This is a genomic window from Paenibacillus sp. FSL K6-2862 (genome assembly GCF_038005125.1).
In the GTDB taxonomy this organism is placed as follows: domain Bacteria; phylum Bacillota; class Bacilli; order Paenibacillales; family Paenibacillaceae; genus Paenibacillus; species Paenibacillus illinoisensis_A.
In genome coordinates this window covers 3,111,016-3,135,293 of the sequence record NZ_JBBOSN010000001.1, presented here as the reverse complement: position 1 = coordinate 3,135,293, position 24,278 = coordinate 3,111,016, and the positions used below count along the sequence as shown (strand labels likewise).

The window sequence follows — 24,278 nt, the reverse complement described above, 5'->3', positions numbered from 1 at the left end:
ACTTGTCAGACGACAATCAAGGTTGTTGTGGATTTGATTCAAAACATGATGTATGTTGTCATTTTTCATCATAGAACCTCGAAGGGAAGACATAGATGGATACACGCCACGAACCCGAACAACGATATGAAGATCAGGATTGTATCATTATTTATGTCGGGAAGCTGGCCGGCAATCCCCAGTGGAGTTTTCCGACGCATAAGCATGACGATTTGCACGAGATTATTTATGTTAATGAAGGCAAAGGATCATTCACCATTGATGGTGCGAGGCACTTGGCCCAAAAGGGAGACCTGCTCATATACAATAGAGGAACGCTTCACGAAGAAAAGTCTGACCCCGAATATCCGTTATCCACCTTTTATTGTGGCTTTCGTTTCAAAGAGGATATCCATAGCGATGCCGATTGGGTCGTACCACCAGGTAGTGAACCAATCATTCGCGCAAACCGGTATTCGGAAGAGCTGCATACGTTAATGCAGACCTTATTCAGTGAATTCTCCATTCGTGAGGATGGATACGAGCGCATCTCCCAACATGTGTTAAAAGCCGTACTACTGATCATCGAACGCATGTCCCGACATCAACAGTCTTCTGAACAGATCATACGGAGCAATACCCTTGCTGAGAGTATTAAGGACTATCTGGATACCAACTACCGGCAAAACATTAAACTGAAGGAACTCGCCGAACAGTTTCATATCGATTTCTATTACCTCATTCATATGTATAAAAATCGCTACGGTACCTCCCCTTATCATTACTTGATCCAACGACGAATGGGTGAAGCTACCCGGCTGTTAGTTTCAACCAAGAAGAAAATATGGGAAATTGCCAAGCTGGTTGGGTATGATAACCCCAATTACTTCACCATTCTTTTTACCAAAACGGTCGGTGAATCCCCGCGAAGCTTTCGCAAGCGAAATCAAAAAGATATGTTCGGGGATACTAGCTCCCATTCATCATAAAAGAGATATCTCCCTGATCTAGTTAATCCTTAACACACTATCACGGCTACTAAGATAACATGTAATAAGACGCTCCTGATAAGGAGCGCCTTTGTCATTCAAACCTAAACTTTTATTCAACTTAGAGCGTGAATCGACGGACCAAGTTTTGCATATTTTCAGCCGTTTTGGATAATTGCACGGATGAAGCAGCAATCTCCTCCATGGCCGCCATTTGCTCTTGGGCTGCTGCCGAAGTGGTCTGGGCACTGTCAGCAGACACTTTGGAGATATTGGCCATTTCTGCCACTGAAGCAGAGACTTGCTCCGTACTTGCTGCCAGCTGCTCTGATACAGCAGACACATCCTGGATCTGATCCACGATATGAGCCGTATATTGTTCAATGTTCGAGATGGTTGCTGAAGCCTCGCGGCTGATGCGCATCCCTTCGCTGACTTGATTTCGAACGTTTTCATTCATTAGTGATGTGGATTTCTCGATCAGGTCGAGCATTTTGCCGATGGTTGCGCCAATTTCCTCCGCGCTTTGTCTGGATTGCAAGGACAGCATGCGTACTTCACCTGCAACGACAGCAAAACCTTTTCCATGCTCCCCTGCTCTCGCTGCTTCAATTGAAGCATTAAGTGATAGAAGATTCGTTTGGCGAGAGATATCCGCAATCGCCTCGTTCATTCTACCCGCTTCTGCTGATAGATTAGACAGCTCGTTAATCAATGCTGAGGTTTCCTGGACGGCCACTAGGATGTGCTCCATTTGGTCGCCAACCTGGTTGATGGTCCTCCCACCGTTCGCGACAGCTCGCTCTGTCTCTTCAGCCGAATCTACAATGGCACTTGCAGATTCAGCAATGGTACCAATCCCTCTGGCCATCTCTTCCACTGCGTTCGCTGTTTGTTCAGAACTTTCTGCACCAGCGACTGCCCTTTCAGCGGTCTGCTGGATCGTTTCAGCAACATGCTGAACAGATGTGTTCGTTTGTTCAGTGCTTTCCTGTATCATTTGTGAGGTATGGTTTAGAAGCGACGATGTCTCATTAAGTTCTGTCACGACAGATTGTAATGAAATGGTCATTTGGTCAAAATCATTAGCCAATATGCCGAACTCATCTTTATTCCTAAGATCAACCCGTTCTGTCAAATTCCCTTCTCGAACACGACGGGTTGCCGTTCGTAATTTTTGCATAGGAACCATGAAAGATCTCAAAATAAAGAATATGATTATTCCAGCCAGCAATGTAGAAATGATAATTACGGTAAGACTAGTGACCAATATTGGTTTCGCAGCTGCGATGAAATCTTCATGCCCCATCAAAGCGATGACATTCCAGCCGGTTAACGCATTAACGCCGTTGTAAACCTCCAAGTCATATTCCAGGTCGGTTCGGACAAATTGGGAGAATGCCATGGGTTCATCAGGACTAGATGCTGTATTCGGATGGACAGGTATCCCATCAATAAGTGCCCCGCCAAGCTCTCCTCCTCCACCTTCAACAATCGCACCAGCCCAGGCGGCGATGGTTCGATTGGAGTCGACTACAATCAAACTTCCGTTCCCCCCAACATCCACGTAGGAGATCTCTTCTGCTAATGGCGCCAGATCAAGTTTTATGCTTGCTACGCCTTGTCCACTTGAGAGAGCCTGGGATATCTCCACATAAATCTCCCCGGAATCGGAGTCTTTCATAATGTTAGAAAAATAGACCGATCCATTATTATTTTTACCATTGGTGTACCATTCCGTACTGCGTGGATCATATGTTGTATCTCCGATCTCTGGAGAAGCAATAAAGCTGCCCTGATCGTTACCTACAGTAATCGCTAGAATATCAGGATATGTATATGCTAACTGGTTTAATTCTGCTTGCACTGCTTCAATGTTCACCTGACTGGCATCAGCATTTAACAATTGATCTATATAACTTAACAGTTCTGCTTTTGTCCCTACTAGATTATTAATATGCTGCCCTGCCATTGTTATTATCGTATTCATCGGATCGGTCATACTTTTTTGAACCTGTTCTTGTGCACTGTGATAAGAGAAATATCCGATAAGTGCTGTTGGAATGATAAGAACCGTTAGGAAAGCAGCTATAAGTCTGGTACTCATCAAACGTAATACAGATGCTAGTCTCGTGAATAATGACGCTTTTTTCTTTTTCTTCTTTTCGTTCAAATGGATCTCCCTCTCTTGTTAAAATAAAGAACAAAACTATATATCGGTATATCTAGTAAATAATTTAATTAATGGTATATATTTATTTTTATTAATAGCTAATAATCGCTCTGTAAAAGACGTCACTTCTTCAGTGATTTAATTCCCGTAATTGTCGATGTATTACCGTATGTAAACGCAAAAAAACCCATATATATGCACACTCAAAGAAACGTTGAGCATACATATACACAGGTATTGCCTGATAAAAATCAGTAACAAGCCTTATTTGTTTTGTATTATAGCATAGATCGAACGGCTATGTTAACCATAATTTGGTTTGTCATCAACATATACTCGGATCACAATGTCCTGATCATGGTTACCGAAACCAGCTCCGTACAACGTCACTCCCCCGACATGATTCGCTTGTTCTTCAACCGCAAACCTGAGTGTCCAGAACGGTTCACCCAACTTCACCTCATTCAGCGTCACGTCTGACATCCACTTTCCATCTATCGTTGTCCCCGAAGCATCCACTCGAATCGTCTTTAATAATCCATATTGATTCACGTTGCGATGCCACCATTCGGGTGTATATTTGCCTCGTGCCGCCCTGCCGAAATCCGCTGGACTTGTCCAGGTTCCAAGCTTAATACCGTTAAAGGTGAACGTAATATCTGATGGCCAATCATCTCTTAGACCGGGTGCTTCAGAAGCGATCTCCATGGAAATTTCTATAGCATTCACACTGGGCTCAGGATATAGATAGTTAGGCGTCTTATACTCCACATAACCTCTCCCAAACCACAGGATGGAAGCTTGAACCCGTTCAGGATCCAGGAAATAGCGAGGATCGTCCCATACCCCGATTTCCTTTTCCCTTGTACCCAGACCACAAGTGGGATGAATATCAAACGCAGTATAATGACCCACCGAAATGGTCTGTTCCCTCATGTTGGTAACTTTGCTGGCTGCGGGCAGCTCAATTTCGATCTTTTTTTGTTTGAGAAAACACATTTTGTGTGTTCCTCCATTACGGCGGACTCTGCGGCTTCCGATTAATTCGGCTTGTTCCAGTTTTCGAATATGCATTGTGACAATGGAAGGGCTAAGTTTGATCTGTGTGGCAATATCCTTGACACTCATCTCCTGGTCGGCTATCAACTCCATAATCCGCCAGCGAACTTCACTGGCCAGCGCATCGTATAAAGGCATAAACCGGGACTCCCCGTTCGATTGAATCATTTTTCACACTCTCCTGCTCACTTCAATGAAATCACATTTATATAAATTTAAAGAATATAACTTGAAATTACAAGTCCCTTCTATTGAAATGAACAGCGGGTTGGTGTTTAATTTCAGTAGCTTCCTATTATTAGAATTCTTATTTTTATGAATTTATCATCGAGGTGAAAGAACGAATGCAGTTTAACAATCCCGTTATCAAAGGGTTCTATCCAGATCCAAGCGTATGCAGAGTGGACGATACGTATTACCTGATTTGCAGTTCATTTCAATACTTCCCCGGAGTACCCATATTCGAGAGCAAAGACCTAATTAACTGGGAACAAATTGGTCATTGTCTAACCAAAACGAGTCAGGTTCAGCTTGCACATGTGAACAGTTCAGGAGGCGTATTCGCTCCTACCCTTCGGCATCATAACGGGCGATTCTACATGACGACCACGAATGATACGACCCGCCAGAACTTCTATGTGTGGACAGACGATATCTATGGCGAGTGGTCTGAGCCCATATTCGTGGATCAGGGTGGCATCGATCCGGACTTATATTTCGAAGACCAAAAAGCGTACTTTATGAGTAACGGTTCCGACGATTTCGGGGTCTCGGGGATCGTTCAATGTGAGATTGAGATTGAATCCGGCAAAAAGCTTACGCCAAGCCGGACCATATGGCAAGGTACGGGTGGACGTTACCTGGAAAGTCCTCATATGTATAAGATCAACGGTCTTTATTATCTGCTGGCTGCTGAAGGAGGCACCGAATACGGTCACATGGAAACGTACGCACGCGGATCCTCTGTCTCCGGACCTTTCGAAGCCTATCCTCACAATCCGGTGTTAACCAACCGTAACCTGGGCGGTTATGAGCTGCAGGGTGTTGGGCATGGCGATCTGGTTCAGGATGATGAGGGAAATTGGTGGCTCTTCCACTTGGGATTCCGGCAAATTGGACAATGGCAGACGTTTCATCATCTGGGCCGCGAAGTTTTTGTAGCACCTGTAACATTTGATGAAGACGGCTGGTTTACAGCAGGTCACCATGGAACGACTTTATTAACTTTTGAAACAGACCGGATATCCGAATCTGTCGTTCAGGCGGAGAAGAAGTCATTTACTTTTGACAACACGGAATGGGACAAGGACTGGTGTTATCTCAGACATCCTCATCCACAGAATTATAAGCTGCAATCCAACAAGCTAACGCTTAAAGGAACCGACGTCTCACTCGATCAACCGGGCACACCTACCTTCATCGGTATACGGCAAAAGGACTTCAATGCCATTATTTCTTGTAATGTTCATCTTACAGACGGAGAAGCAGGCATCACCCTGTACATGGATGAGCACCATCATTATGATCTGGCTATACGGAAAGACGCTGAAGGTTATAAGGTAATCGAGCGCCTTAATATTGGAGATATCAAATCGGTTGAAAAAGAAGTGGATCTCGGAAGCCGTAATCACGCCACATTGAAGATCCGGGCAACCAATGATCGTTATACCTTTAGCTTGGATACCCAGGGCGAGGAGATTGAATTAGGCAGCGCACATACGAAATATCTATCCTCTGAGGTAGCCGGCGGATTTACAGGCGTCGTTATTGGTTTGTATGCCTATGCCGAAGGAGCTCACGCAGAATTCTCTGAATTCAAGTGCGACTATATATAAAAGAAAATCTCCGAGTTAAACAATAGAAATATACATTTTAACTTATAACTAACTGCCCATAAAAAAAGCGAGGATGTCCTCAAAGTTAACACTTTGGAGACATCCTCACAGTCTTTTTACATGAAGTTTAATTTTAATTCAGCACTTACATTGTGCTTGTATCAATAACGAATCTGTACTTCACATCCGAAGCAAGTACGCGTTTATAAGCTTCGTCGATTTGATCAGCCGAGATCACTTCGATCTGAGGTGTGATGTCATGTTTCGCACAGAAGTCCATCATTTCCTGAGTCTCACGAATACCACCGATCATGGAGCCTGCAAATGATCGACGGTGACCGATGAGAGACATGACGTTAACTGCGAGCGGCTCACCAGGTGCACCTACGTTTACAAGTGTACCATCTAGCGTAAGCAATCCGAAATAAGCGTTAATGTCGATATTGGCACTTACCGTGTTAATGATCAGATCGAAGGAACCCGCAAGTTTCTCAAACGTTTCAGCTTCACTTGTGGCGTAATAATGGTTTGCACCAAACTGTAAACCATCTTCCCTTTTATTCAGGGATTGAGACAGCACTGTTACCTCGGCGCCCATGGCATGTGCGATTTTGACAGCCATATGACCGAGCCCGCCCATACCTACAATCGCTACTTTTTTGCCTGGAGCTGCTCCCCAATGATGGAGAGGCGAGTACGTCGTGATCCCTGCGCAGAGTAACGGCGCAGCGGCATCCAGCGCAATGTTATCCGGAATCCGGACAACGAAATTATCCGTTACAACGATGTGAGTCGAATATCCACCTTGTGTGGGTTCACCGTATTTATCAACCCCAGCATACGTTTGAATATTGCCTTTAAGGCAGTACTGTTCTTCTCCGCGGCGGCAATTTTCGCATTCCCCACAGGAGTCAACCATACATCCGACGCCTACTCGGTCACCCACTTTATATTTTGAAACTTCAGGTCCTACTTCTGTGACAATTCCTGCAATTTCATGACCGGGAACCAGCGGATAATTCACAGGGCCCCACTCACCGTGAGCCGTATGAATGTCAGAGTGACAAATGCCGGCATATTTGATTTCAATCAGGACATCATGTGTGTCCAGATCCCGTCGTTTGATTTCAGCTGAGCGGAACGATTGATCCGGTCCGTCCACAGCACGTGCTTTAGCAGTTATCATAATAGAAACCTCCTAAGATGTTCATTTTCCAAGAGAATACACCCATTCAGGGGCAAGAATCACGATTGATACATTGGTCAATCATTCCTTCTCTTTCTCTCGCAAAATCATCTTAATCCCTCTAGTTAACTCTAGGTCAAATATCTTTTCCAATTTTTTATAGGAATAGATAAAGATATTTCTAAGCCCCCATTATGTCTTTGCTGACTTTGACATCCTATATATACCGTGATAAGATTCCCCACAGAAACTAGAGTTAACTCGAAGTCTATGCTGTTAGAAAGGAAGATCTGTATGACATACTCGATCAGCGAAGTTGCCAAGGAATTGAATCTCACCGTATATACATTGCGTTATTATGATAAAGAAGGGCTCATGCCTTTTGTCGAACGTTCCCCGAGCGGAGTGCGCAAGTTTAAAGAATCGGACATTGATTTTCTGAAAATTATTCAGTGCCTGAAGCTCACTGGTATGCCGATTAAGGATATCAAGGATTTCATTGAATGGTGTTCCGAAGGTGACTCCACGCTGCAGGAGAGATACGACATGTTCATTGAACGTAAAGCCAGTGTGGAAGCACAAATGGAAGAATTGAGAAAGACCATGGAAGTCATTGAACACAAATGCGACTATTATAAAACCGCCATCGCTGCAGGAACGGAAGATATTCATAAAAAGAATAAGATGGGTCAATCGGTGACCAATTAAAGAAAAACACCAAAAACCTAGAATCCATTTGGGAGCTAGGTTTTTTGGTGTTTCTTACTGAAAGGTTACGGATTCAATTTGATTGTTCCAGCTTATCACGAATTGAATGGGATCACTGTTCTTTTCAGAGTCCGTCACCGTTCCGGACATATTAAAGGGTGTGGTATGATCACTCAAAGCACTACCTTGCTGAGAGATGTTCGTTCCGGAAACATCATATTTGAAATCGCTAATTTTTGTCTCATCCCCTATATAGACAATTCCGTATGAACCTGTGGATCGCTGCAGCGAAACATCCCAATGATCCGTCTTGCTGTGTTTAATATCATCTGCACCGCAAGCAAGCAACAAAAATAACATAACAACTACACAACCAAATAACGAACCTTTGAATGCTCTAATGCAAATCCCCCCTTCTATCTAACTATTACCCAAGAAGGATTATTACAAATTATTCTAAATATCAGGCATCAATTCCTTATACTCCGTAGGGCTGTATCCTGTATATTCCTTGAACACCTTAGAGAAATAATGCTGATCACTGAAGGATAGGAGGTCCGACAATTCCTTAAATTTCATACCAGGTTGCTGTTCCATCAGCCTGCAGGCTTCCTGAATTCTCAGCCGGGTATAATACTGAACAAACGTGGCTTGCGTTACGTTTTTGATCACCCTGCTCACATAAGATGGACTGACGTGAAACTTCAAAGCAATGTCGTTGATGGATAACTGGGAATATTTATTAAGCTTGATGTATTCATCTATCTGCTCGAATAGGAGCTCCTTGCTTTTTCGGACATGCGACTGCAGCATATCAAAACACTGCCCTGTCCATTCCTGTATTTCCTGGCAGAAGTCGGCATATGTCGGTGCTTCCAAGAGCTGTTTGGCCCGATGCTCAAGACCGAGCCTGATCCCCGATCCTTGTTCTTCGTACAAATGAGCGAATGTATCCACTAATAACCCAATGAAACGTTCCACCTCTCTCACATGCACATGCTCCCCCGCCCATCGTTCAAGCAGCTCGGAGAGCTTCAGAGCGAAGCGATCTTTCTGATAAGCCTGTATCATTTGCACAAATGTGGATTCCAAGGCGGAATCCAGACATCCTGATTCCAGCCTGGCCGTCGAAACCGGATTTCCGGTATCGAGTGCCAATCCTTGGTTCAACCGCTGCTGTGCAGACAATATCGACGTTATTTGATGATAGACTTCAGGCAGATGTCCCGAATCAGAGGACAGCAGCTGCCCTCCAATCATCGCATCCATATGATACGTAGCCAAATGCCGACGAAGTGATTCCAGACATTCATGCATGGAGGAATAAGCAGCAAGCGCTCCCTTGTTTACGAAAAGGATATATTGATTCGGCGTTTGACTCTGTAACACACGACAAGGCTGCGGAGCAAAAAGAACCTCCACGGCGCCAAGAAGCGTCTGCAGTGTCCATTGTTCCTTCCCGGGTGTAAATGGCTGCTTGCGCAAAATGATCATCATCTGAGAAAAGAGCGATAAATCCTCTCCCTTTTGAACTTCAGCATAACACTGAGGGTCGACAATCTCTCGTAGGTCATTCTGATTTTTGGATTTCTGTTGATCAAGCTGGTCAATCACCCGTCTCATGACCTCTTCTAACGCTTCTTGCTCCACCGGTTTCAGCAAATAGTCGAACACCTGCAGGTTGAGCGCTTTTCGTGTATATTCGAAGTCGCTATAGCCACTAATCAGAATCACTTTCAAGTCCGGATTTGCCTTCTTCGCCTGCTCTATCAACGATAGTCCATCCATCTTCGGCATCCGAATGTCGGTTAGCAGCAGATCAATGGGTTCAAGCTGAATTGCAGCCAGGGCATCCTCTCCATTCGCTGCCGTAGCCACCACTTGAATGGGTAGGGTAAGCGCATCCAAAAGCATTTTTATATTACGCAATATTGGTTTGCTATCCTCTACAATCATGATGTTATACATCACATGTCTCCCCTTTGCCTAGTAGAAGTCCTTTGTCAGCGAGCCGATGATTTGAATGGTGGCTCCTTTGTCGCCATGCGCGTGATTGTTGAAAATGTTGAAAAAAAGCCGATTGCTATACATGAGTTTAAGCCTGTTGATGCTATTGAGCATCCCCATATTACCAAGGGACGTTGGATGGTTGAGAAGATGGTTCTCTCCAGCAGCGGATTCCTGAACCTTTGCGAGGATCTCCTGCATTTTATCAAGTGGGAAGCCTTCTCCGTTATCTTTAATCTCCAGAGCCCATAGTCCGTTATATTGTTTCACCGTAATTTGAATACGCCAAGGCGGAGCCGTATTGGAAAAGGCATGTTCAATGCAATTCTCTACAAAAGGTTGAATAACCAGCCTCGGAAGTCGTATTTCGCTCGCCAAAGCGTCGGCATGAATCTCCCACTCCAGATCTTCTTCATACTTCTGCTGTACAAGTGATAAATAGTGCCTGGTATGTTCCAGCTCATCTGCCAAAGTCACATGTGCGTAAGGCGAGGAGACAATATAACGCAGACTGTCCGAGAGATGTTTGCACATATCCGATACAACTTTGGTCTTTCCCTCCTGTGCTGCAATGCTGATGAGATACAGGACGTTGTGTATAAAATGAGGAGCAATCTGAGCTTGCAAAGCCGAATTGCGTGCCATGACTTCTTCATGTAGTGCTGCCTTTTCCCGGTCTATGGATTGCTGCAACCGTTCCATCAAATCCTGAAAAGCTTCATTCAGCAGCAGCAAGTCATTGTTCTTCGGTCTCTCGTCCACCTTCAGATTCATGTTGCTGTAATTGATACGCCAGATCTGACTGCGAAGCTTGCGGATCGGAAGAAGCAAATTGCGTGTGGTCAAGAGGATGTACACAAAAGACACCAGCATCAAGGCTGTAATCAGTAGAATCGACATACTCTGTACCGAATGGATCGAGCCCAGTACTGACTGTTTCGGTGTAACAATATAAGTAATCCATCCCGTGCTGGGGGAGGTCGAATGCGTGACGTAGTTGTTCAGTTTGTCCACGTCCAATCCTTCGTCGGATAACGGTTTGGTCCATTTCGACAACGTGGTTCCTGATTCCGATCCGGTCATTTGATTACCTTGCTGGTTCAGAATATACACCTCGCCTGCAGCAATTCCGTCAGTGAGTTTTTGGATATAAGCCTGATCCATTTGAATACTCAGATAACCGTACACCTTCCCGTTCTGATCATTGATCGTGCGGACGAAGGAGATCGTATCCTCTTGGCGCACCAGAATGAATCCGTTCCCTTCCCACTCTCTTCCATCGCCGCTGTTAGCCACCATATTGCTGAGCATCGCGGGAAGATCTCCACTTCCCAAGTAAGAGGTAAGCAGCACCCCTTCCTTGCCATAGATCGTCATGTCCTTCATATTCATGCTGGGTCCGATGGCCTGAAACATGATGTCTTTCAGCTTCCGGATCTGATTCAGCCTCTCGTAATTACTGTGAGCCGCGGAACTCTTCTCCATCGTTGCAAAGATATCCTTGCTGGCCAAAATTCGCTGGGACAACTGGTTCTGCTGCTCGACATAGAGATCAACCTGCTCTCTGACCTTAGTCGCTGTCACAAGCATATCCTGCTCCGTTTTTTGTTTGAGCGGGCGGATAACGATAATGTTTACATAAACGATAAAACAGCCCAGCACGAACATTAGCAGGGCCAGAAATGTCAATAATACCTTCGTTTGCAAACTGAATTGTGTTGCCCGATGTATCAGCTTTATCATCCTTCTCCATGTCCTCCTGTTCCCCCATCATGTTGCGTCTCTCAATCAATTATGTCCTACTGTATCATGTGAACGTTTGAAATGATAGCGATTTCAAGTTCAGAATATTACACATGAACGTTCAAGCACAGACATGTACCGGGAACAGATAAAAATTTATAATCGAGATTGTAAACGGATTCATTAAACGTTTTAGAGGGGGATTTGCATTGAAGAATCATAAAAGAAAAAAAGCAGCATCCATCGTTTTGGCCAGTTTATTATCCATATCATTAACCGCATGCGGATCTGGAGGAAGTGATTCCGGAACAGCTGCTGGCGGAGACAGCAAAGGTTCCAAGGTCACATTGGAACTCGCCATTTCCAAAAGCTCGCAGGACTCTGCCTTTATTCAGCAGGACATTCTGGATGAGTTTGAAAAACAGACGAATGTACGTGTGAATCTACAGCTTATACCAGCAGAACAGACCACGACCGTACTGCAAACCAAGCTGGCTGTTGATGAAACCCCAGATATCATTCAATACAACCTGGCAAGCGCTGTGACGGACCTGAACCTGGAACGTAATTTTGAAATTCTGGATAACGAACCTTGGGCGAGCAGAATTGTGAACAAGGACGTCCTTTCTTCCGGCGGTCATCTCTACAGTTTCCATGTCAGCCAGGATACAGGCATGCAAGGGGTTGTTTACAACAAACAGATCTTTGAGGACCTTGGTTTGTCCATTCCGACAAACTATGAAGAGTTTTTGGCTATATGCGAAAAGATCAAGGCGAGCGGCATCACTCCCGTATTTATGCCTTACAAAGATGCCTGGGCAGCCAACATCTGGCCCGCTGCAGCTTTTGCCGACTTCGTAGCCAAGAATGATCCTACGTTCTTTGATGACCTGAACAGCAATAAGAAAAAATGGTCCGATGTTCCGGAGTTCAAAACCTTCCTGGAGCAGCAGTACGAAGTGTACACCAAAGGCTACACCAACACAGACGTGCTTAGCGACAGCTACGATATGGCCGTGGGTAAATTCCTGAACAAGGAAGTCGCCATGATGTTTATGGGTGACTGGTTGATTGAAGGTGTGGCAGAGCAGGACCCTAGCATGGAACTCGGCGTGTTCCCTATTCCGTCTTCCCAGGATGCGAGTTTGGGCGCAAGTCCACTCGGCGGGCAGCTGTTCATTCCGAAGAAATCCAAACATCTGGAAGAAGCCAAACAGTTCTTCGACTTTATTGCTTCGAAGGAAGTTGCTCAGCAGATCGTTGATTCGAAAGGTTATGTATCCAATTTCAGTGACGTAACAACGCCTGAGCTGCCTGCCTATAAACAGGATATCGTAGACAATTACATTACGCCTAAGAAAACGGTGCTAACTACTGATGCGTATATGCTCGTTGACCGTAGTGAACTGTACAGATTGCTGCAGGATCAATTTGCAGGCGGACTGACACCGGAAGAAGTACTGAAGGCGTGGGACGAGAAGTTCAGCCAGCTGATGCAGGACAAAGGTGTGGCCGGTTTCTAAGAAGATAAAAAACCGGGCAGTATAGATTCTTGTTATCTATGCTGCCCGAGCTATAACGGAGCGTGAGACATGAAAAGGGCTAAAAATCTGTATTCGTACTACATGATCTATCCGGCATTGCTGATCTACTCCATCTTTTTCGTCATCCCTGCCATCGCAGGATTCTACTACTCATTTACGGATTGGCGGCTGGATCGACTGGAACTTCAGTTCATCGGCTGGGACAATTTCAAGAAGATCTTCTCTGACAAAACGCTGATCCTAGCACTGCAAAACACGGCGATCTTCGCGATTGTCACTGTCGTTGGCAAAAATGTCATCGGTCTATTGCTGGCCGTAGGACTGAACATGAGATTAAGAACCAAGAATCTGCTGCGTGCCATCTTCTACTCCCCTTCCATTCTGAGCATTCTCGTCATCAGTATTTTGTTTACACCGATGCTGCGAACCGAAGGCACGATTAACAATTTGCTCGAAGCTGTAGGCTTGCACTCATTAAGCCAGGCTTGGCTGACCAATCCGTCCATCGTCATCTGGACCATCGCCATCGTCTCCATTTGGCAAAGCGCCGGATTTCAAATGGCCATCTATCTGGCCGGGCTGCAATCCATTTCCCAGGAATATTACGAAGCGGCTACCATTGACGGGGCTAGCTCATGGAAAAGCTTCTTTAAAATCACACTGCCACTGCTGCTGCCAGCCATTAATATCAACCTGATGCTGACACTTATCGGTGGACTCAAAGTATTTTCGGAAGTCTACGTCATGACCGGCGGAGGTCCGGGTAATGCTTCTCAGGTTGTGGGTACCATTATTTTGCGCTCCTTCGGTGAAGGCAACTGGGGACTCGGTACCGCAGTCAACACACTGCTGTTCGTCGTTGTCACCATTATCGCCATTCCGCTGCTGATTTTCATGCGTCGTAAGGAGGTTACCGAATAACATGGGCTATACTCGCAAACTTGCCATCCGCAATTACATTGTGGAAGGATTTCTAATTCTGGCCTCCCTGATTGTTCTCCTGCCGCTCGTGATTCTGATCTTCGGTTCATTCAAAACAAGCGCCGAGGTACTCAGCTTCTCCCTTAGTTTACCTGATACATGGCAGTTCTCGAACTACGTGCGGGTCTTCGAAGAAGGCGGCCTATCTAGGGCTTTTCTCAACAGTATCTGGATTACTGGTGTATCCTCGGTAATCAATATCGTGGCATCTTCGGCAGCATCATTCATTCTTGCACGCAGAGAAACGAAAGTCTCCGGAGCGATCTATATGTATTTCTTCATGGGACTCATTGCTCCAATGTCGATCATTACAACGATTCGGGTTGTACAGGGCTTGGGCTTCTACGGAAGCATTACAAGCGTTATCCTGATCTATGCCGCTCTGAATACGGCATTCAGTGTATTCTTGTACAGTGGTTTTATCAAAACCATTCCAAGAGCGCTCGACGAAGTTGCGTTTCTGGAAGGGGCAAGCGTGTTCGGCGTTTTCTTCCGGATCGTCACGCCGCTCATTCTGCCTGTTAACGCGACGGTAGCCATCATGGTGTTCATGTCGGTATGGAATGACATCACGATTCCGGTTTACTTCCTGACAGATAGCTCCACGTGGACGATGCCGCTTTCGATCTACAATTTTTACGGCAAGTACAGCCGGGACTGGAATTTGATTTTTGCCAATCTTGTACTGACTTCGCTGCCTGTATTCATCCTGTATTTATTCGGTCAGAAATACATCGTAAGCGGCCTCACAGCTGGAGCTGTCAAAGGCTAAGCAGCTCTACAACCAGAGCTCACGATGTTTAATCAAACCCTAAGAAACCCACCTAACAAGGTGGGTTTTTGTCGTTTAACCTTTGTCTTCAACTTAATGGGAAGATACTATCCTGCACTAAGCTTCGCTCTTCTTTTTTACCCGCTTGGGCCTTGTCAATTCGTAACTGTGCTTAATCATTCCTTGCACATCCTCCACAGGCAGATTACCTTCCACATTAACCGTGTTCCAGTGTTCCTTGTTCATATGGTAACCGGGAATAACCTCCGGGAATGCGTTTCGCAGGAAATCTGAACGTTCCGGCTCACACTTCAGATTGACACTGACATGTCCGTTGTAGTTGTGCAATATGAGTGCAAATAATTTTTGGTTTCCTTGATGGCGTATCGCCGTCCATCCTTCTCCAAATGGATGATCTTCATATGAACTGGGATACGACAAGCAGTATTCCGTTAATTCTTCCAACGTCATGATCTGTTTTCCTCCATTATCGTTCTCTGAGTTTACTCCATCCTCATTGCAATGAATCAGGTCGAGTCGAAAGACGCTCAGTATAAAATCCCTCCATCCCATTCTGTATGAACCGGTGGTTATATGCAAGGTTACATCATCGTGAATGACAAAAAAGAACCGGCACTTCATGCCGATTCCCGTGAATTGCATATATGAAGCTACTGCTGTACTACACCTCTTGCGCAACTTGCGGTAGTTTATCCGGTGCTTTGTGGTTCATGATTGGAATCATGGCCAGTGCACCAATGAGAAATAGAAAACCTGCTCCGCTATAGATGGTGCTCAGTGAAAAGGCATCTTTTAACGCACCTGCGAAGGACATGGAAATGACCATCATGCCTACGAACATCGGATTCAAAACGCCATTCACACGGCCCACAATGGAAGCCTCCGACCATTTCAGAATCATGGTGCTGATTCCTATATGTATGCAAGGGAAGACCAGTCCATTCAAAAATTGAACGGTCAGCGTGACGGGAACACTTGTTGAATAACCCACGATGGCCGTACAGACCGCACCCGCTACCATTCCAATCGCCAGCAGAATTTGTGGTGGAACCTTCTTCGCAAATGTGGCTACTATTCCCCCACCAATTAGCATGGCTGCACCATTCACCATCAGAAGATATTGCAGGAATTCCTTGCTCCTGCCAAGCTGCTCTGTAACAATGAACAGATTGAGCGCTTGAGCTACGCCAACGGAGAGACCAGCAAGTATAAACGCCAGCCCGAGCATCCGGAGCACCTGACTTTGCCAAACGTAACGAAACCCTTCCACGAATTCTTTTCGGAACTGTCCTTTAGCCCCAGCCGTTTGTGTCTGCATCTGATCCTCGGGCAGGCGAACAAGAACGAGTGCGGATAGCAGGAAAACGATGCCCATAACAGCGATGGATATTTCCAGGCCAAACGTGCTGTATACGAAGGTGCCAAGCATTGGGCCAAGCACCATAAAGATGGCCATCAGCGATTGGAATAGAGCCATGCCTTGCTGCAGCTGTTCTTCTGCAACATGATACTTAAACAATCGCATGCTTGAAGGTTGGGAGAACTGTGACAGAATTGCCGAAATAAATGCAACAAGGTAGACCGAATGCCATGAGCCGTAATGTATGGTCAGGAGAACTGCAAATACCGATACGGCAGATAATACATCACACCAAATCATCGTTCGTTTTGGCCGCCAGCGATCAGCAAAGGTACCTCCGATGAACGAAAACACAAAAATCGGGGCAAACTCGGCCACACTAATGAGTGAAATGGCGTATGGATCATTATTCGTTGTCTCTGCCACGTACAGTAAAATTGCAAAATTCCGAACCCATATGCCGATCTGTAGGAGAACGCTGGATAACAAGATTGTCTGAAGAAACCGATTGCGAAACAGGCTTGGTGCATTAGTGCCTTGGACTTGCCTATTCAATCCCCTCAACCTCCATTTGTCATAAAGATGTCCATACTTTAATGATCTGACGTCTCCTTTCAAATCATAATTATACGGACATCATCTTCCCACGCCTCCGACTAAAGACTGATTTTTCCAATTCGAACAAATTTCATGAATTTAACAATGAAGTCCAACTCAGCCCTTCGGACCATGTGAACGCAGCTGCTCATCCAGCCACATCAGAGCAGATTGCAGCCTATCTTCCGGTATGGTTTCATATCGGTCTCCCAGAGAAAGTTCAAATGAACAATGCCCGGTCTCGCTGTTTTCGTTTAGATACGAAGTTAACCCTATTCCAAACTGCTCGGTCATTCTGCTGAGAATGGGTTCAGCTTCAGCTGGGGTTCGTTCGATGTACACATGAAACATATTCGACACGGGTACTTCGGGCAGCGTGCGTACTCCATGACATTGATTCAGCAAAGAAGCGAGCTGCTTCGCTTGTTCATAATAAATTCCCATTTTATTGATGCGTTGATCATAATAATATTGGGCACTTAGAATATATGGATACAGACCGATCAGATCCCCGCCAAACCGGCGTTTCCAAACTCGGGACTCCTTTATCATATCCGTATCACCAGCCAGTATGGCTCCTGCAATACCGCCGATGCCTTTATAAAAAGATACATACACACTATCAAACAAGCTGCAGATCTCAGCTGCCGACTTCTGATAGTAAGGTGTGATCTCAAACAGTCTCGCTCCATCCAAATGCAGCCTGATTCCCCGTTCACGGCAATAAGCCGAGATGGCTTCGAGTTCTTCATATGCAGGCAGCTGGCCGCCAATCTCCCGCTGGGGCAATTCAAGCAATAGACAGGCTATGTCGCCTTCGATAGCTTGTACATCTTCCAATCGTATCAATCGGTCCTTGTCACCGAGCAGAACCGCTTCTATCTGATGAAGCTCCTTCAATGCATTCTCTTCATGAATTTCAATGTGACACAGGGGATGATAAGCTACACGCTTCAGTCCCTTGTGATCACAGTAAATCCGCAGCGCTATCTGCTGTGACATGGTACCACTTGGGAAAAAGATGGCTGCCTCCTTGCCCAGTACTTCAGCCATCTGCCGCTGGAAATGTTCAATGGTTTCTCCGCTCCCGTAATGATCGCTGTACATCTCACCATCAATGTGCTGAAATGCTTCCTGGAGAACCTTGATTTTGCGACTGCCATGACCGCCAACGTTATACTCAGCCTCCATGAACGCATCCATTAATGATGTATCCGGTGTATCGCTCAAGCCATACCCTGCAGTCTCTTCAGCAGATGTCTCTTCGATCTGATCTTTAGCTTGGTTACCCGTATGTTGCCCCATCTGGCTCACACCTTTCTATTTAACCTTTACATAATCATTGTCATTCGTGAAAAGCCGTTATATCATGCTTTGCTTTTACTTTCGCCAAAAAGTCGAGCAGTCTGCCTTGTCTGCAATATTGAAAGCAATAATTCTCTCCAGCAGAGAGAAATCCACGGGTTGTCTCCATTTGATTCGAATCAATTCCTTCGTGTGATCATAGCCAGCCTCCACAATCTCATCTGAAAACTGAAGAATGCCTGCCTTCTCGGGAGCAATCGCCATATGCTGTTTGGCAACGCTGAATCCGATAATGAAGGTCTCATGATCCGTAAACATTGGCTGATTCCAAGCAATCTTGGCCTTAAGGTTAGGAAATTTCGTAGACACCCAATTTAGCACTTCTTCTGCTCGAGCACGCTGTTCCGGGTTATCCATCCGTGCTAGAAAATCTTCAAATTCTTTCAAGTAAATTCCTCCTATGTAGAAAATAGTTTAGTTCGTTTGTTTATTTGGTAACTTACTCTTTTCATCAAGTATACACGTTCGTTTCAAGTCTCCAAACAAAAATTCGTTTGATTCATGCTGTATCTCTCTGGAGCAGATTAAAGTTCTTGCCGCTAAGCGGACAACTCCTCCCGATGAGCAACATATCATATGGCAAATTGATAGATTGGAGGAAAGGGCTATAGTTCGTACACTTGACGCCCGTACGTCACTGGGGTCAGCAGGCATTACCCCGCTCAACGTATCGCTTGGCGCAAATATCCCTACCCTGCTAGGGATTGTTGGACTCAATATTTTTAATCCGGGGCCGATCATTTGAACGCAATTTAATGGGACCTATCGGATCTCGGTGTCCAATGTGTCTTCCTTGCCTTCTTCTATTCGTTTTGAAATATTCAGAGGGGCATCCTATACGGGCCAACCGATCTATGTGCTTTCTCAGCCTGTGTTTCCTAACGACAGTACGATTCTGGCGAGCTTCGAAGGTTCGGATTATAATGTGCCTGCACCAGCCAATGAGCAGCTCATCTACTCCTGCTTTGCAACGTTCGTTCCTGTATCCGCATCAGAACAAGCCACCCGTCTTGGACCGGAATGCTTCAATGCGGTCGCTTACAGCGACGATTAACTCTACGTTTCGATTACTCCTTAGCTTCGAAGAAAGGAGGAACTTCAAATGGTTAAGACATTAGATGCAAGAACTTCTCAAGGATCTAAAGGTCAGGGCGTTCTCACTCCCAGTTTCACAAACGGTGTTCCGTTATTGTTCGCCCAGGTTGGGCTGCAAGTAAGTAATCCGGGACCAATCATCCGCACACTTTTCTCAGGTATCGTAACGGTAACCGCCAATCAGTTATTTAACAATGGTTCTCTTGCCATTGAGGTATATCGTGGTCTGGGAGCTTCGCAGCAGCTGGTGTACCGTGCAGAAAGGACTGTCCTCGGCAACCCTTTCTTCAGTCCGTGTGTGCTTAGTTTTACGGGCTCTGATTATAATGTCGCTCCCCCGGCAAATGGCCAGCTCGTCTACTCCGCCTATGCCACATTCTCATATGGTCCGGATACCGGCGTAAGTAATGTCCGGCTCGGACCCGAAAGTTTTAACGCAACTGTGTATTCCGATGACTAAGTTGATGGTTAGGACAAAATAACGCTATCATGTCTCGCACTTTCAGACTAATAATAAGGATGCTCGACCAATCCAGTACTCTCCGATGGCTAGAGCTGGATGGATCAGGCATCCTTATCCTTGTTTCATATTCAATTTTGCTTGTTAATGACAATGGAAAGATTACAGTTCGCATGTTCGTTTAAACGAACAAGGAATTGATCTAACACTTCATTCGATGGAAATCTGGTCTCCAGAATGTAGCATCCGTTTCCACTCACTTTATAGTTATTGATTACAAAATCTTTTTCGTTTTTAACAAAAGACAAGAATGACTGATGGTGAGGATTCGTCAGTTTGATCGTGATAAACGCATGGATTAAACAGTTTAATTTAACTTGGTTTACTTGGACGGTGTATTTTTCAATAATTCCGTTTTCCTCGAGTTTCAACACTCTCGAAGCAGCTGCTTGTCCAGTGAGATGAACCTTCTCCCCCAGCTTTTTCATCGTTATTCGACTGTTCTCGGACAGCTCTTTAATAATTAATTCATCTATGTGATCAAGCACTCGTTATCCTACCCCTTTTAATTTTAGTATCAACACCAATGAAAACCCAAATCATGAGATAAGTAAAGCTTACTCTATTCTACATACAAACCCTTCAAGAAAAGAAATACTTTCATTATTCAAGCAAATGAGAAGAAAGACTTGATTCTATGCATGTACGCAGACATGCGGAGCGTGTAAGCTATTTATATATTCATGATCAAAGGAGAATTACAATGAAAATAACTCAAATCCGAAATGCTACAATTATCGTTGAATATGCAGGACAACACTTTTTAATTGATCCATTCCTGGCCGACAAGGGCGTGTATCCTCCATTCCCAAATTCTGCGAGGCAGGATCAGATGAATCCACTGGTCGACCTTCCGACATCTGTTGAAAATATAATCCGAGGTATCGACGCGGTGATCGTTACTCATCTTCATTTGGACCACTTTGATGATAAGGCAAAAGAAGCGCTGCCCAAAGACATCAAAATGTTTGTACAGAACGAAGCTGATGCGTCTGAAGTTAAAAATGCTGGCTTTAACAACGTAGAGATTCTCCATGAAGATTCAGTATTTCATGGAATTCAACTGTTTAAAACAAAAGGGGAGCATGGGAGAGGAGAAGTCTTGAAGCTTGCTGGCGAAGTATGTGGTGTAGTCTTTAAACACACTAGTGAGCAGACGTTATATGTAGCAGGGGACACCGTTTGGGTCGACTCTGTTCAAGAAGTGATCCACACTCACAAACCTGAAGTTCTTGTTGTTAATGGAGGAGATAATCAGTTTCTGGAGGGTGGTTCCTTGGTTATGGGCATAGACGATATCTATAAAGTATACCAAGCTGCACCAGACGCGAAAATCATTGTAGTCCACATGGAAGCAGTTAACCATTGGGGTCTCTCCAGAGAAGACTTAAGAAGCTTTTTGAAAGATAAAGGGATCACCAGTAACATTGCTGTTCCTGAGGATGGAGAATCCTACGTATTATAATTCAGCTATAAAAAAGGAACACTCCTCCGTCAACTTCATGACGGTCAGGAGTGTTCTTCTGCTGCTTACTTCACAGAAAGCAAGCTGTCTGTAATAAATTTAAGTTGTCCTTCCAAAGTGATCGGATCGTTATATGTGTCCGACGTGTTATCCAGCTGGAAGACATGTCCTTCTTTAACAGCAGGAAGATTCTCCCACAATGTATTGCTGTATACGACTTCGGAATCACTTGTATCTCCCGACCACGGGCTGGTAAAGATGATGTCACCTGCATATTCCGGCAGGACTTCCATGGAGATCGAAGCAAAGCCTGTTCCGCTGTCAATCGCTTCTGCCTGAGCCTTGGTCGGGGCTTTCAAGCCAAATTCACCATAGAGGATTTCACCGCCACGACCATAGTTATGGCCGAATACGTACAATCCCTTCGCGTATGGATTTAGAATGGAGACAGTGCGGTCACCGACTGCGGCTTCTACTTTGGGCTTCCATTCGCTAATCTGCGCTTCCCAGTTTGTAACCCACGCTTTCGCTGCATCTTCCCTATTCGTTAGCTTGCCTAATTCAAGCATAAGATCTTTATAGTTGAGTTTACCATATTGGATCTGCACTACAGGGGCAATTTGAGACAATTGATCAAGACCTTCTGTGCCCGTATAAGCGATGATCAGATCCGGTTTGAGGCTTACCAGCTGTTCCGCTGTAGGCTGCTCACCCAGATCGGTCGTTCCTTCGCTTATCAATTGATCCTTAATATACTTATTGCCCATTGCTCCAGACAGAGCTCCTACCACGGGAACATCCAGTGCTACAAAGTATCCTGTCGTAAACGCCGTCAAATCAATGACACGCTGTGGCGTTTTGGGTACCTCAACTTCTCCCGCATCCGATTGGTATGTAACCGTCTCCCCTTCGTCAGTTGTCGCTGGTTCAGCTGCTGATGTTGAGTCAGTTGTCTTCTCTGCCGTGTTTGCACTTGCATCCGTTGCTGTACTCGTCGCCTCTGTCTGACCGCATGCACTTAGTACCAGCAGCACGGTTAATGCCACTATAAGCAAGATCGAATTAGATCGTCTCAACAATGTAAACCCACCCTTTTTTAAATGATATTGATAATCGTTATCACTTTATCATGATGCAGTCTATTTGACAAGCTAATTCTAGTTTTCTTTGTAAAATGTAGTTATAATGCATGTTTCACCCCTCAAACATACATCCATTCCAGGATCAAAAAAAGCCGCCATTGGCGACTTTCAAGACAGATTGTTTAGTCTTCGTAAAACTTTTTAGTCTCGCAACCTTCTCCAGTATTAGCTCTCTTTCAAGGTAACAAGATCAACTACCATCCAATTATTATCCCTATATTGCAACGTTATTTTTACAGAGATGGAACCCTCATTTGAACGATATTTACTTACCACAAGTGTGCCCTCGTTCTTCTCGTCCGCCAGCTCAACCTTTTCGATCTGCAGTAAAATTCCTCGGAGATTGCTTTCATTACCTTCATTCAAACCTTGCTTAAGCAATTGTTCATACGTTAGGTTATAAACGTCCACCTTATATTTCCTTCGTAAGAACTCCATTATATGTTGTCCATCCGAATCACTTAATGCGGGAGTCTGATCATAGTCTATTGATATATACTCCATCGATCTATTGAGAGCTGAATCTGTCAGTATGACCTCTTCCAATGCTGTAATATATAGTCCGCTTAGACTGTTATCAGCCTCTACATTCTTAGATGCGCTCGAACAAGATGTGGTCAAACTAACCAGTGACAGAACATAAATGAAGTACAATAACTTCCTGGGGATGACCCTCACCTCCTATGGATTCCTAAACTCATTAACGGAAATCTCATGGAACATGTTGCACAACAAAAAAAGCAGTCCTCAGGGGACTGCCCGTTCGATTTTACATTTTCAGATCCAATTGAAACTGATCCAGCTCTTCTTCTGCGTCACGCATTAACTCCAATAGCTGATCAGCATATTCTCCAAGCACAGCCCTGCTGGCCTCAAAATTAACCCATCGAATGGTTAGCGGAATTGAAATGAAGCCTGTAATGACATCCCATAACGCATCAAGATTCCGCCCGTAAGAGTCATCTAATCCCAGCTTCGCCTGAAGAATATCATGCAGCTCTTCTTTTCCATGAATATCATTTCCATCAATGATTACTGTCTTCATACCATCCTACCTTTGGTCATTTGATTTGTTCAAACGTGCGATAATGATCGGTTGTCTTGTATATTAAGCCATCACTGGAATAGAGGATTCGGTCACTCCCCCGGGTTCCACCGGAATAATTGATATCTGCCTCGTACCACGTTCTTCCCTTTTTCTTGGGTAACAGGCCTTCCCGATTCTGAAAAATATCACCGCCGATACTTTTGCCTGGGGCCACATCTTGCAAATTTCCTTCACTTGGTTCCCAGCCTAAAGCTCTGGCCTCCTTCTTGGTAATATAATTATCCGGAAGTTCCTGATGCTCGGCAAGATAATTGGCAACATCATCAAATTGGTTCAAGACAGCACGAGTCTGGTTCGGTTCATCTACAGATAGCGATTCAAGTGAACAACCTGCGAACAGCATCGTCGCAAGAATAATGAGTACAGCACCTAGCCATTTTTTAATATACACTGCTTATAATCTCCTTTTAATCTTCTTAACTCAAAAAAGTATATACCAATCTGCACACCGTTCCAAGTATAGCTAAAAGTTAAAAGGATTGATGTACATTTCAAAATGAAGTACTATCAATGTAATATGGTCATATGTAACTGGCGAACACGGTGAACCGTGAGGGAGCATATGATGTCTAATCAAGCCGTACGCCTGGGCAGAGGTAAGGAAGTTTTATTTCCTTGCCTCTTTTTAT

Annotated in this window: 24 protein-coding genes and 1 riboswitch; of the genes, 9 read left to right on the top strand and 15 right to left on the bottom strand. The window is 44.8% G+C overall.

Annotated elements, in window-relative coordinates; translation table 11 throughout:
• The first annotated feature begins 95 nt into the window (after positions 1 to 95).
• Positions 96 to 968, top strand: coding sequence for an AraC family transcriptional regulator (locus MHB82_RS14325; protein ID WP_341175020.1), 873 nt, complete (start codon positions 96 to 98; stop codon positions 966 to 968).
• Positions 969 to 1,089: 121 nt separating this feature from the next.
• On the opposite strand, the gene MHB82_RS14320 is transcribed toward MHB82_RS14325, so the two are convergent.
• Together MHB82_RS14320 and MHB82_RS14315 are read right to left on the bottom strand one after the other, a co-directional pair.
• A complete protein-coding gene (locus MHB82_RS14320) occupies positions 1,090 to 3,075 on the bottom strand; it encodes a methyl-accepting chemotaxis protein (RefSeq protein ID WP_341175019.1) in 1,986 nt (661 codons plus the stop codon).
• Positions 3,076 to 3,444: 369 nt separating this feature from the next.
• Complete coding sequence (locus MHB82_RS14315) at positions 3,445 to 4,368, bottom strand: ArsR/SmtB family transcription factor (protein WP_341175018.1); 924 nt, start codon at positions 4,366 to 4,368, stop codon at positions 3,445 to 3,447.
• Positions 4,369 to 4,544: 176 nt separating this feature from the next.
• Between MHB82_RS14315 and MHB82_RS14310 the strand changes: the two genes are divergently transcribed.
• Positions 4,545 to 6,035 (top strand): glycoside hydrolase family 43 protein, encoded by a 1,491-nt coding sequence (locus MHB82_RS14310; protein ID WP_341175017.1) that lies wholly within the window; start codon positions 4,545 to 4,547, stop codon positions 6,033 to 6,035.
• A gap of 145 nt (positions 6,036 to 6,180) precedes the next feature.
• On the opposite strand, the gene MHB82_RS14305 is transcribed toward MHB82_RS14310, so the two are convergent.
• A complete protein-coding gene (locus tag MHB82_RS14305; RefSeq protein ID WP_341175016.1) occupies positions 6,181 to 7,221 on the bottom strand; it encodes an NAD(P)-dependent alcohol dehydrogenase in 1,041 nt (346 codons plus the stop codon).
• 294 nt (positions 7,222 to 7,515) lie between these two features.
• Between MHB82_RS14305 and MHB82_RS14300 the strand changes: the two genes are divergently transcribed.
• Positions 7,516 to 7,929, top strand: coding sequence for a MerR family transcriptional regulator (locus MHB82_RS14300; RefSeq protein ID WP_341175015.1), 414 nt, complete (start codon positions 7,516 to 7,518; stop codon positions 7,927 to 7,929).
• A gap of 54 nt (positions 7,930 to 7,983) precedes the next feature.
• Here MHB82_RS14300 and MHB82_RS14295 read toward each other — a convergent pair whose 3' ends face one another.
• The 3 genes from MHB82_RS14295 to MHB82_RS14285 all read right to left on the bottom strand — a co-directional run bounded on the left by MHB82_RS14295 (position 7,984) and on the right by MHB82_RS14285 (position 11,679).
• Positions 7,984 to 8,289 carry a hypothetical protein gene (locus MHB82_RS14295; RefSeq protein WP_341175014.1) on the bottom strand — a complete coding sequence of 102 codons (306 nt, stop codon included), beginning with the start codon at positions 8,287 to 8,289 and terminating at the stop codon, positions 7,984 to 7,986.
• Positions 8,290 to 8,385: 96 nt separating this feature from the next.
• Complete coding sequence (locus tag MHB82_RS14290) at positions 8,386 to 9,897, bottom strand: response regulator (protein ID WP_341175013.1); 1,512 nt, start codon at positions 9,895 to 9,897, stop codon at positions 8,386 to 8,388.
• A gap of 18 nt (positions 9,898 to 9,915) precedes the next feature.
• Positions 9,916 to 11,679: a cache domain-containing sensor histidine kinase gene (locus tag MHB82_RS14285; RefSeq protein WP_341175012.1), complete on the bottom strand. Its 1,764-nt coding sequence runs from the start codon at positions 11,677 to 11,679 to the stop codon at positions 9,916 to 9,918.
• 209 nt (positions 11,680 to 11,888) lie between these two features.
• Between MHB82_RS14285 and MHB82_RS14280 the strand changes: the two genes are divergently transcribed.
• From MHB82_RS14280 to MHB82_RS14270, 3 genes are all read left to right on the top strand, one after another.
• The gene (locus tag MHB82_RS14280) at positions 11,889 to 13,202 is read left to right on the top strand and encodes an ABC transporter substrate-binding protein (RefSeq protein WP_341175011.1); all 1,314 of its coding nucleotides are present in this window, start codon (positions 11,889 to 11,891) and stop codon (positions 13,200 to 13,202) included.
• 69 nt (positions 13,203 to 13,271) lie between these two features.
• Positions 13,272 to 14,144, top strand: a complete 873-nt coding sequence (locus tag MHB82_RS14275) for a carbohydrate ABC transporter permease (RefSeq protein ID WP_095287215.1) — start codon at positions 13,272 to 13,274, stop codon at positions 14,142 to 14,144.
• Position 14,145: 1 nt separating this feature from the next.
• Positions 14,146 to 14,976, top strand: coding sequence for a carbohydrate ABC transporter permease (locus MHB82_RS14270; protein WP_095287216.1), 831 nt, complete (start codon positions 14,146 to 14,148; stop codon positions 14,974 to 14,976).
• 117 nt (positions 14,977 to 15,093) lie between these two features.
• Here the strand turns inward: MHB82_RS14270 and MHB82_RS14265 are convergent, their stop codons facing one another.
• The 4 genes from MHB82_RS14265 to MHB82_RS14250 all read right to left on the bottom strand — a co-directional run bounded on the left by MHB82_RS14265 (position 15,094) and on the right by MHB82_RS14250 (position 18,676).
• Entirely contained in the window at positions 15,094 to 15,447 is a 354-nt protein-coding gene (locus tag MHB82_RS14265; RefSeq protein ID WP_095358645.1) for an MmcQ/YjbR family DNA-binding protein, read from the bottom strand.
• A 211-nt stretch (positions 15,448 to 15,658) separates the two neighbouring features.
• The gene (locus MHB82_RS14260; protein ID WP_095358132.1) at positions 15,659 to 16,912 is read right to left on the bottom strand and encodes an MFS transporter; all 1,254 of its coding nucleotides are present in this window, start codon (positions 16,910 to 16,912) and stop codon (positions 15,659 to 15,661) included.
• 159 nt (positions 16,913 to 17,071) lie between these two features.
• Positions 17,072 to 18,157: a threonine aldolase family protein gene (locus MHB82_RS14255; protein WP_341176636.1), complete on the bottom strand. Its 1,086-nt coding sequence runs from the start codon at positions 18,155 to 18,157 to the stop codon at positions 17,072 to 17,074.
• A gap of 177 nt (positions 18,158 to 18,334) precedes the next feature.
• The gene (locus MHB82_RS14250; protein WP_445671258.1) at positions 18,335 to 18,676 is read right to left on the bottom strand and encodes an iron chaperone; all 342 of its coding nucleotides are present in this window, start codon (positions 18,674 to 18,676) and stop codon (positions 18,335 to 18,337) included.
• Positions 18,677 to 19,094: 418 nt separating this feature from the next.
• Here MHB82_RS14250 and MHB82_RS14245 point away from each other — a divergent pair, with 418 nt between their 5' ends.
• Positions 19,095 to 19,373, top strand: a complete 279-nt coding sequence (locus MHB82_RS14245) for a hypothetical protein (protein ID WP_341175009.1) — start codon at positions 19,095 to 19,097, stop codon at positions 19,371 to 19,373.
• Positions 19,374 to 19,421: 48 nt separating this feature from the next.
• The gene (locus tag MHB82_RS14240; RefSeq protein WP_095358136.1) at positions 19,422 to 19,874 is read left to right on the top strand and encodes a hypothetical protein; all 453 of its coding nucleotides are present in this window, start codon (positions 19,422 to 19,424) and stop codon (positions 19,872 to 19,874) included.
• 131 nt (positions 19,875 to 20,005) lie between these two features.
• Here MHB82_RS14240 and MHB82_RS14235 read toward each other — a convergent pair whose 3' ends face one another.
• Positions 20,006 to 20,422: an Lrp/AsnC family transcriptional regulator gene (locus MHB82_RS14235; protein WP_341175008.1), complete on the bottom strand. Its 417-nt coding sequence runs from the start codon at positions 20,420 to 20,422 to the stop codon at positions 20,006 to 20,008.
• A 215-nt stretch (positions 20,423 to 20,637) separates the two neighbouring features.
• On the opposite strand from MHB82_RS14235, the gene MHB82_RS14230 reads away from it, so the two are divergent.
• Positions 20,638 to 21,399, top strand: a complete 762-nt coding sequence (locus MHB82_RS14230; RefSeq protein WP_341175007.1) for an MBL fold metallo-hydrolase — start codon at positions 20,638 to 20,640, stop codon at positions 21,397 to 21,399.
• Positions 21,400 to 21,464: 65 nt separating this feature from the next.
• Here the strand turns inward: MHB82_RS14230 and MHB82_RS14225 are convergent, their stop codons facing one another.
• The 4 genes from MHB82_RS14225 to MHB82_RS14210 all read right to left on the bottom strand — a co-directional run bounded on the left by MHB82_RS14225 (position 21,465) and on the right by MHB82_RS14210 (position 23,992).
• A complete protein-coding gene (locus tag MHB82_RS14225) occupies positions 21,465 to 22,478 on the bottom strand; it encodes an ABC transporter substrate-binding protein (protein WP_341175006.1) in 1,014 nt (337 codons plus the stop codon).
• A gap of 228 nt (positions 22,479 to 22,706) precedes the next feature.
• Positions 22,707 to 22,952, bottom strand: coding sequence for a hypothetical protein (locus MHB82_RS14220; protein ID WP_146239877.1), 246 nt, complete (start codon positions 22,950 to 22,952; stop codon positions 22,707 to 22,709).
• Positions 22,953 to 23,310: 358 nt separating this feature from the next.
• A complete protein-coding gene (locus MHB82_RS14215; RefSeq protein ID WP_095358141.1) occupies positions 23,311 to 23,586 on the bottom strand; it encodes a barstar family protein in 276 nt (91 codons plus the stop codon).
• Positions 23,587 to 23,602: 16 nt separating this feature from the next.
• A complete protein-coding gene (locus MHB82_RS14210; RefSeq protein ID WP_445671257.1) occupies positions 23,603 to 23,992 on the bottom strand; it encodes a ribonuclease domain-containing protein in 390 nt (129 codons plus the stop codon).
• A gap of 174 nt (positions 23,993 to 24,166) precedes the next feature.
• Positions 24,167 to 24,248: riboswitch (ZMP/ZTP riboswitch) on the top strand.
• Positions 24,249 to 24,278 lie beyond the last annotated feature (30 nt).

What these genes read in the sequence shown, in the direction of transcription:
- MHB82_RS14325 (WP_341175020.1), top strand. Translation starts at nt 96, where the DNA reads ATGGATACACGCCACGAACCCGAACAACGATATGAAGATCAGGATTGT.
- MHB82_RS14320 (WP_341175019.1), bottom strand. Translation starts at nt 3,075, where the DNA reads ATGAGTACCAGACTTATAGCTGCTTTCCTAACGGTTCTTATCATTCCA.
- MHB82_RS14315 (WP_341175018.1), bottom strand. Translation starts at nt 4,368, where the DNA reads ATGATTCAATCGAACGGGGAGTCCCGGTTTATGCCTTTATACGATGCG.
- MHB82_RS14310 (WP_341175017.1), top strand. Translation starts at nt 4,545, where the DNA reads ATGCAGTTTAACAATCCCGTTATCAAAGGGTTCTATCCAGATCCAAGC.
- MHB82_RS14305 (WP_341175016.1), bottom strand. Translation starts at nt 7,221, where the DNA reads ATGATAACTGCTAAAGCACGTGCTGTGGACGGACCGGATCAATCGTTC.
- MHB82_RS14300 (WP_341175015.1), top strand. Translation starts at nt 7,516, where the DNA reads ATGACATACTCGATCAGCGAAGTTGCCAAGGAATTGAATCTCACCGTA.
- MHB82_RS14295 (WP_341175014.1), bottom strand. Translation starts at nt 8,289, where the DNA reads ATGTTATTTTTGTTGCTTGCTTGCGGTGCAGATGATATTAAACACAGC.
- MHB82_RS14290 (WP_341175013.1), bottom strand. Translation starts at nt 9,897, where the DNA reads ATGTATAACATCATGATTGTAGAGGATAGCAAACCAATATTGCGTAAT.
- MHB82_RS14285 (WP_341175012.1), bottom strand. Translation starts at nt 11,679, where the DNA reads ATGATAAAGCTGATACATCGGGCAACACAATTCAGTTTGCAAACGAAG.
- MHB82_RS14275 (WP_095287215.1), top strand. Translation starts at nt 13,272, where the DNA reads ATGAAAAGGGCTAAAAATCTGTATTCGTACTACATGATCTATCCGGCA.
- MHB82_RS14270 (WP_095287216.1), top strand. Translation starts at nt 14,146, where the DNA reads ATGGGCTATACTCGCAAACTTGCCATCCGCAATTACATTGTGGAAGGA.
- MHB82_RS14265 (WP_095358645.1), bottom strand. Translation starts at nt 15,447, where the DNA reads ATGACGTTGGAAGAATTAACGGAATACTGCTTGTCGTATCCCAGTTCA.
- MHB82_RS14255 (WP_341176636.1), bottom strand. Translation starts at nt 18,157, where the DNA reads ATGGATGCGTTCATGGAGGCTGAGTATAACGTTGGCGGTCATGGCAGT.
- MHB82_RS14250 (WP_445671258.1), bottom strand. Translation starts at nt 18,676, where the DNA reads ATGGATAACCCGGAACAGCGTGCTCGAGCAGAAGAAGTGCTAAATTGG.
- MHB82_RS14240 (WP_095358136.1), top strand. Translation starts at nt 19,422, where the DNA reads ATGGTTAAGACATTAGATGCAAGAACTTCTCAAGGATCTAAAGGTCAG.
- MHB82_RS14230 (WP_341175007.1), top strand. Translation starts at nt 20,638, where the DNA reads ATGAAAATAACTCAAATCCGAAATGCTACAATTATCGTTGAATATGCA.
- MHB82_RS14215 (WP_095358141.1), bottom strand. Translation starts at nt 23,586, where the DNA reads ATGAAGACAGTAATCATTGATGGAAATGATATTCATGGAAAAGAAGAG.
- MHB82_RS14210 (WP_445671257.1), bottom strand. Translation starts at nt 23,992, where the DNA reads ATGCTGTTCGCAGGTTGTTCACTTGAATCGCTATCTGTAGATGAACCG.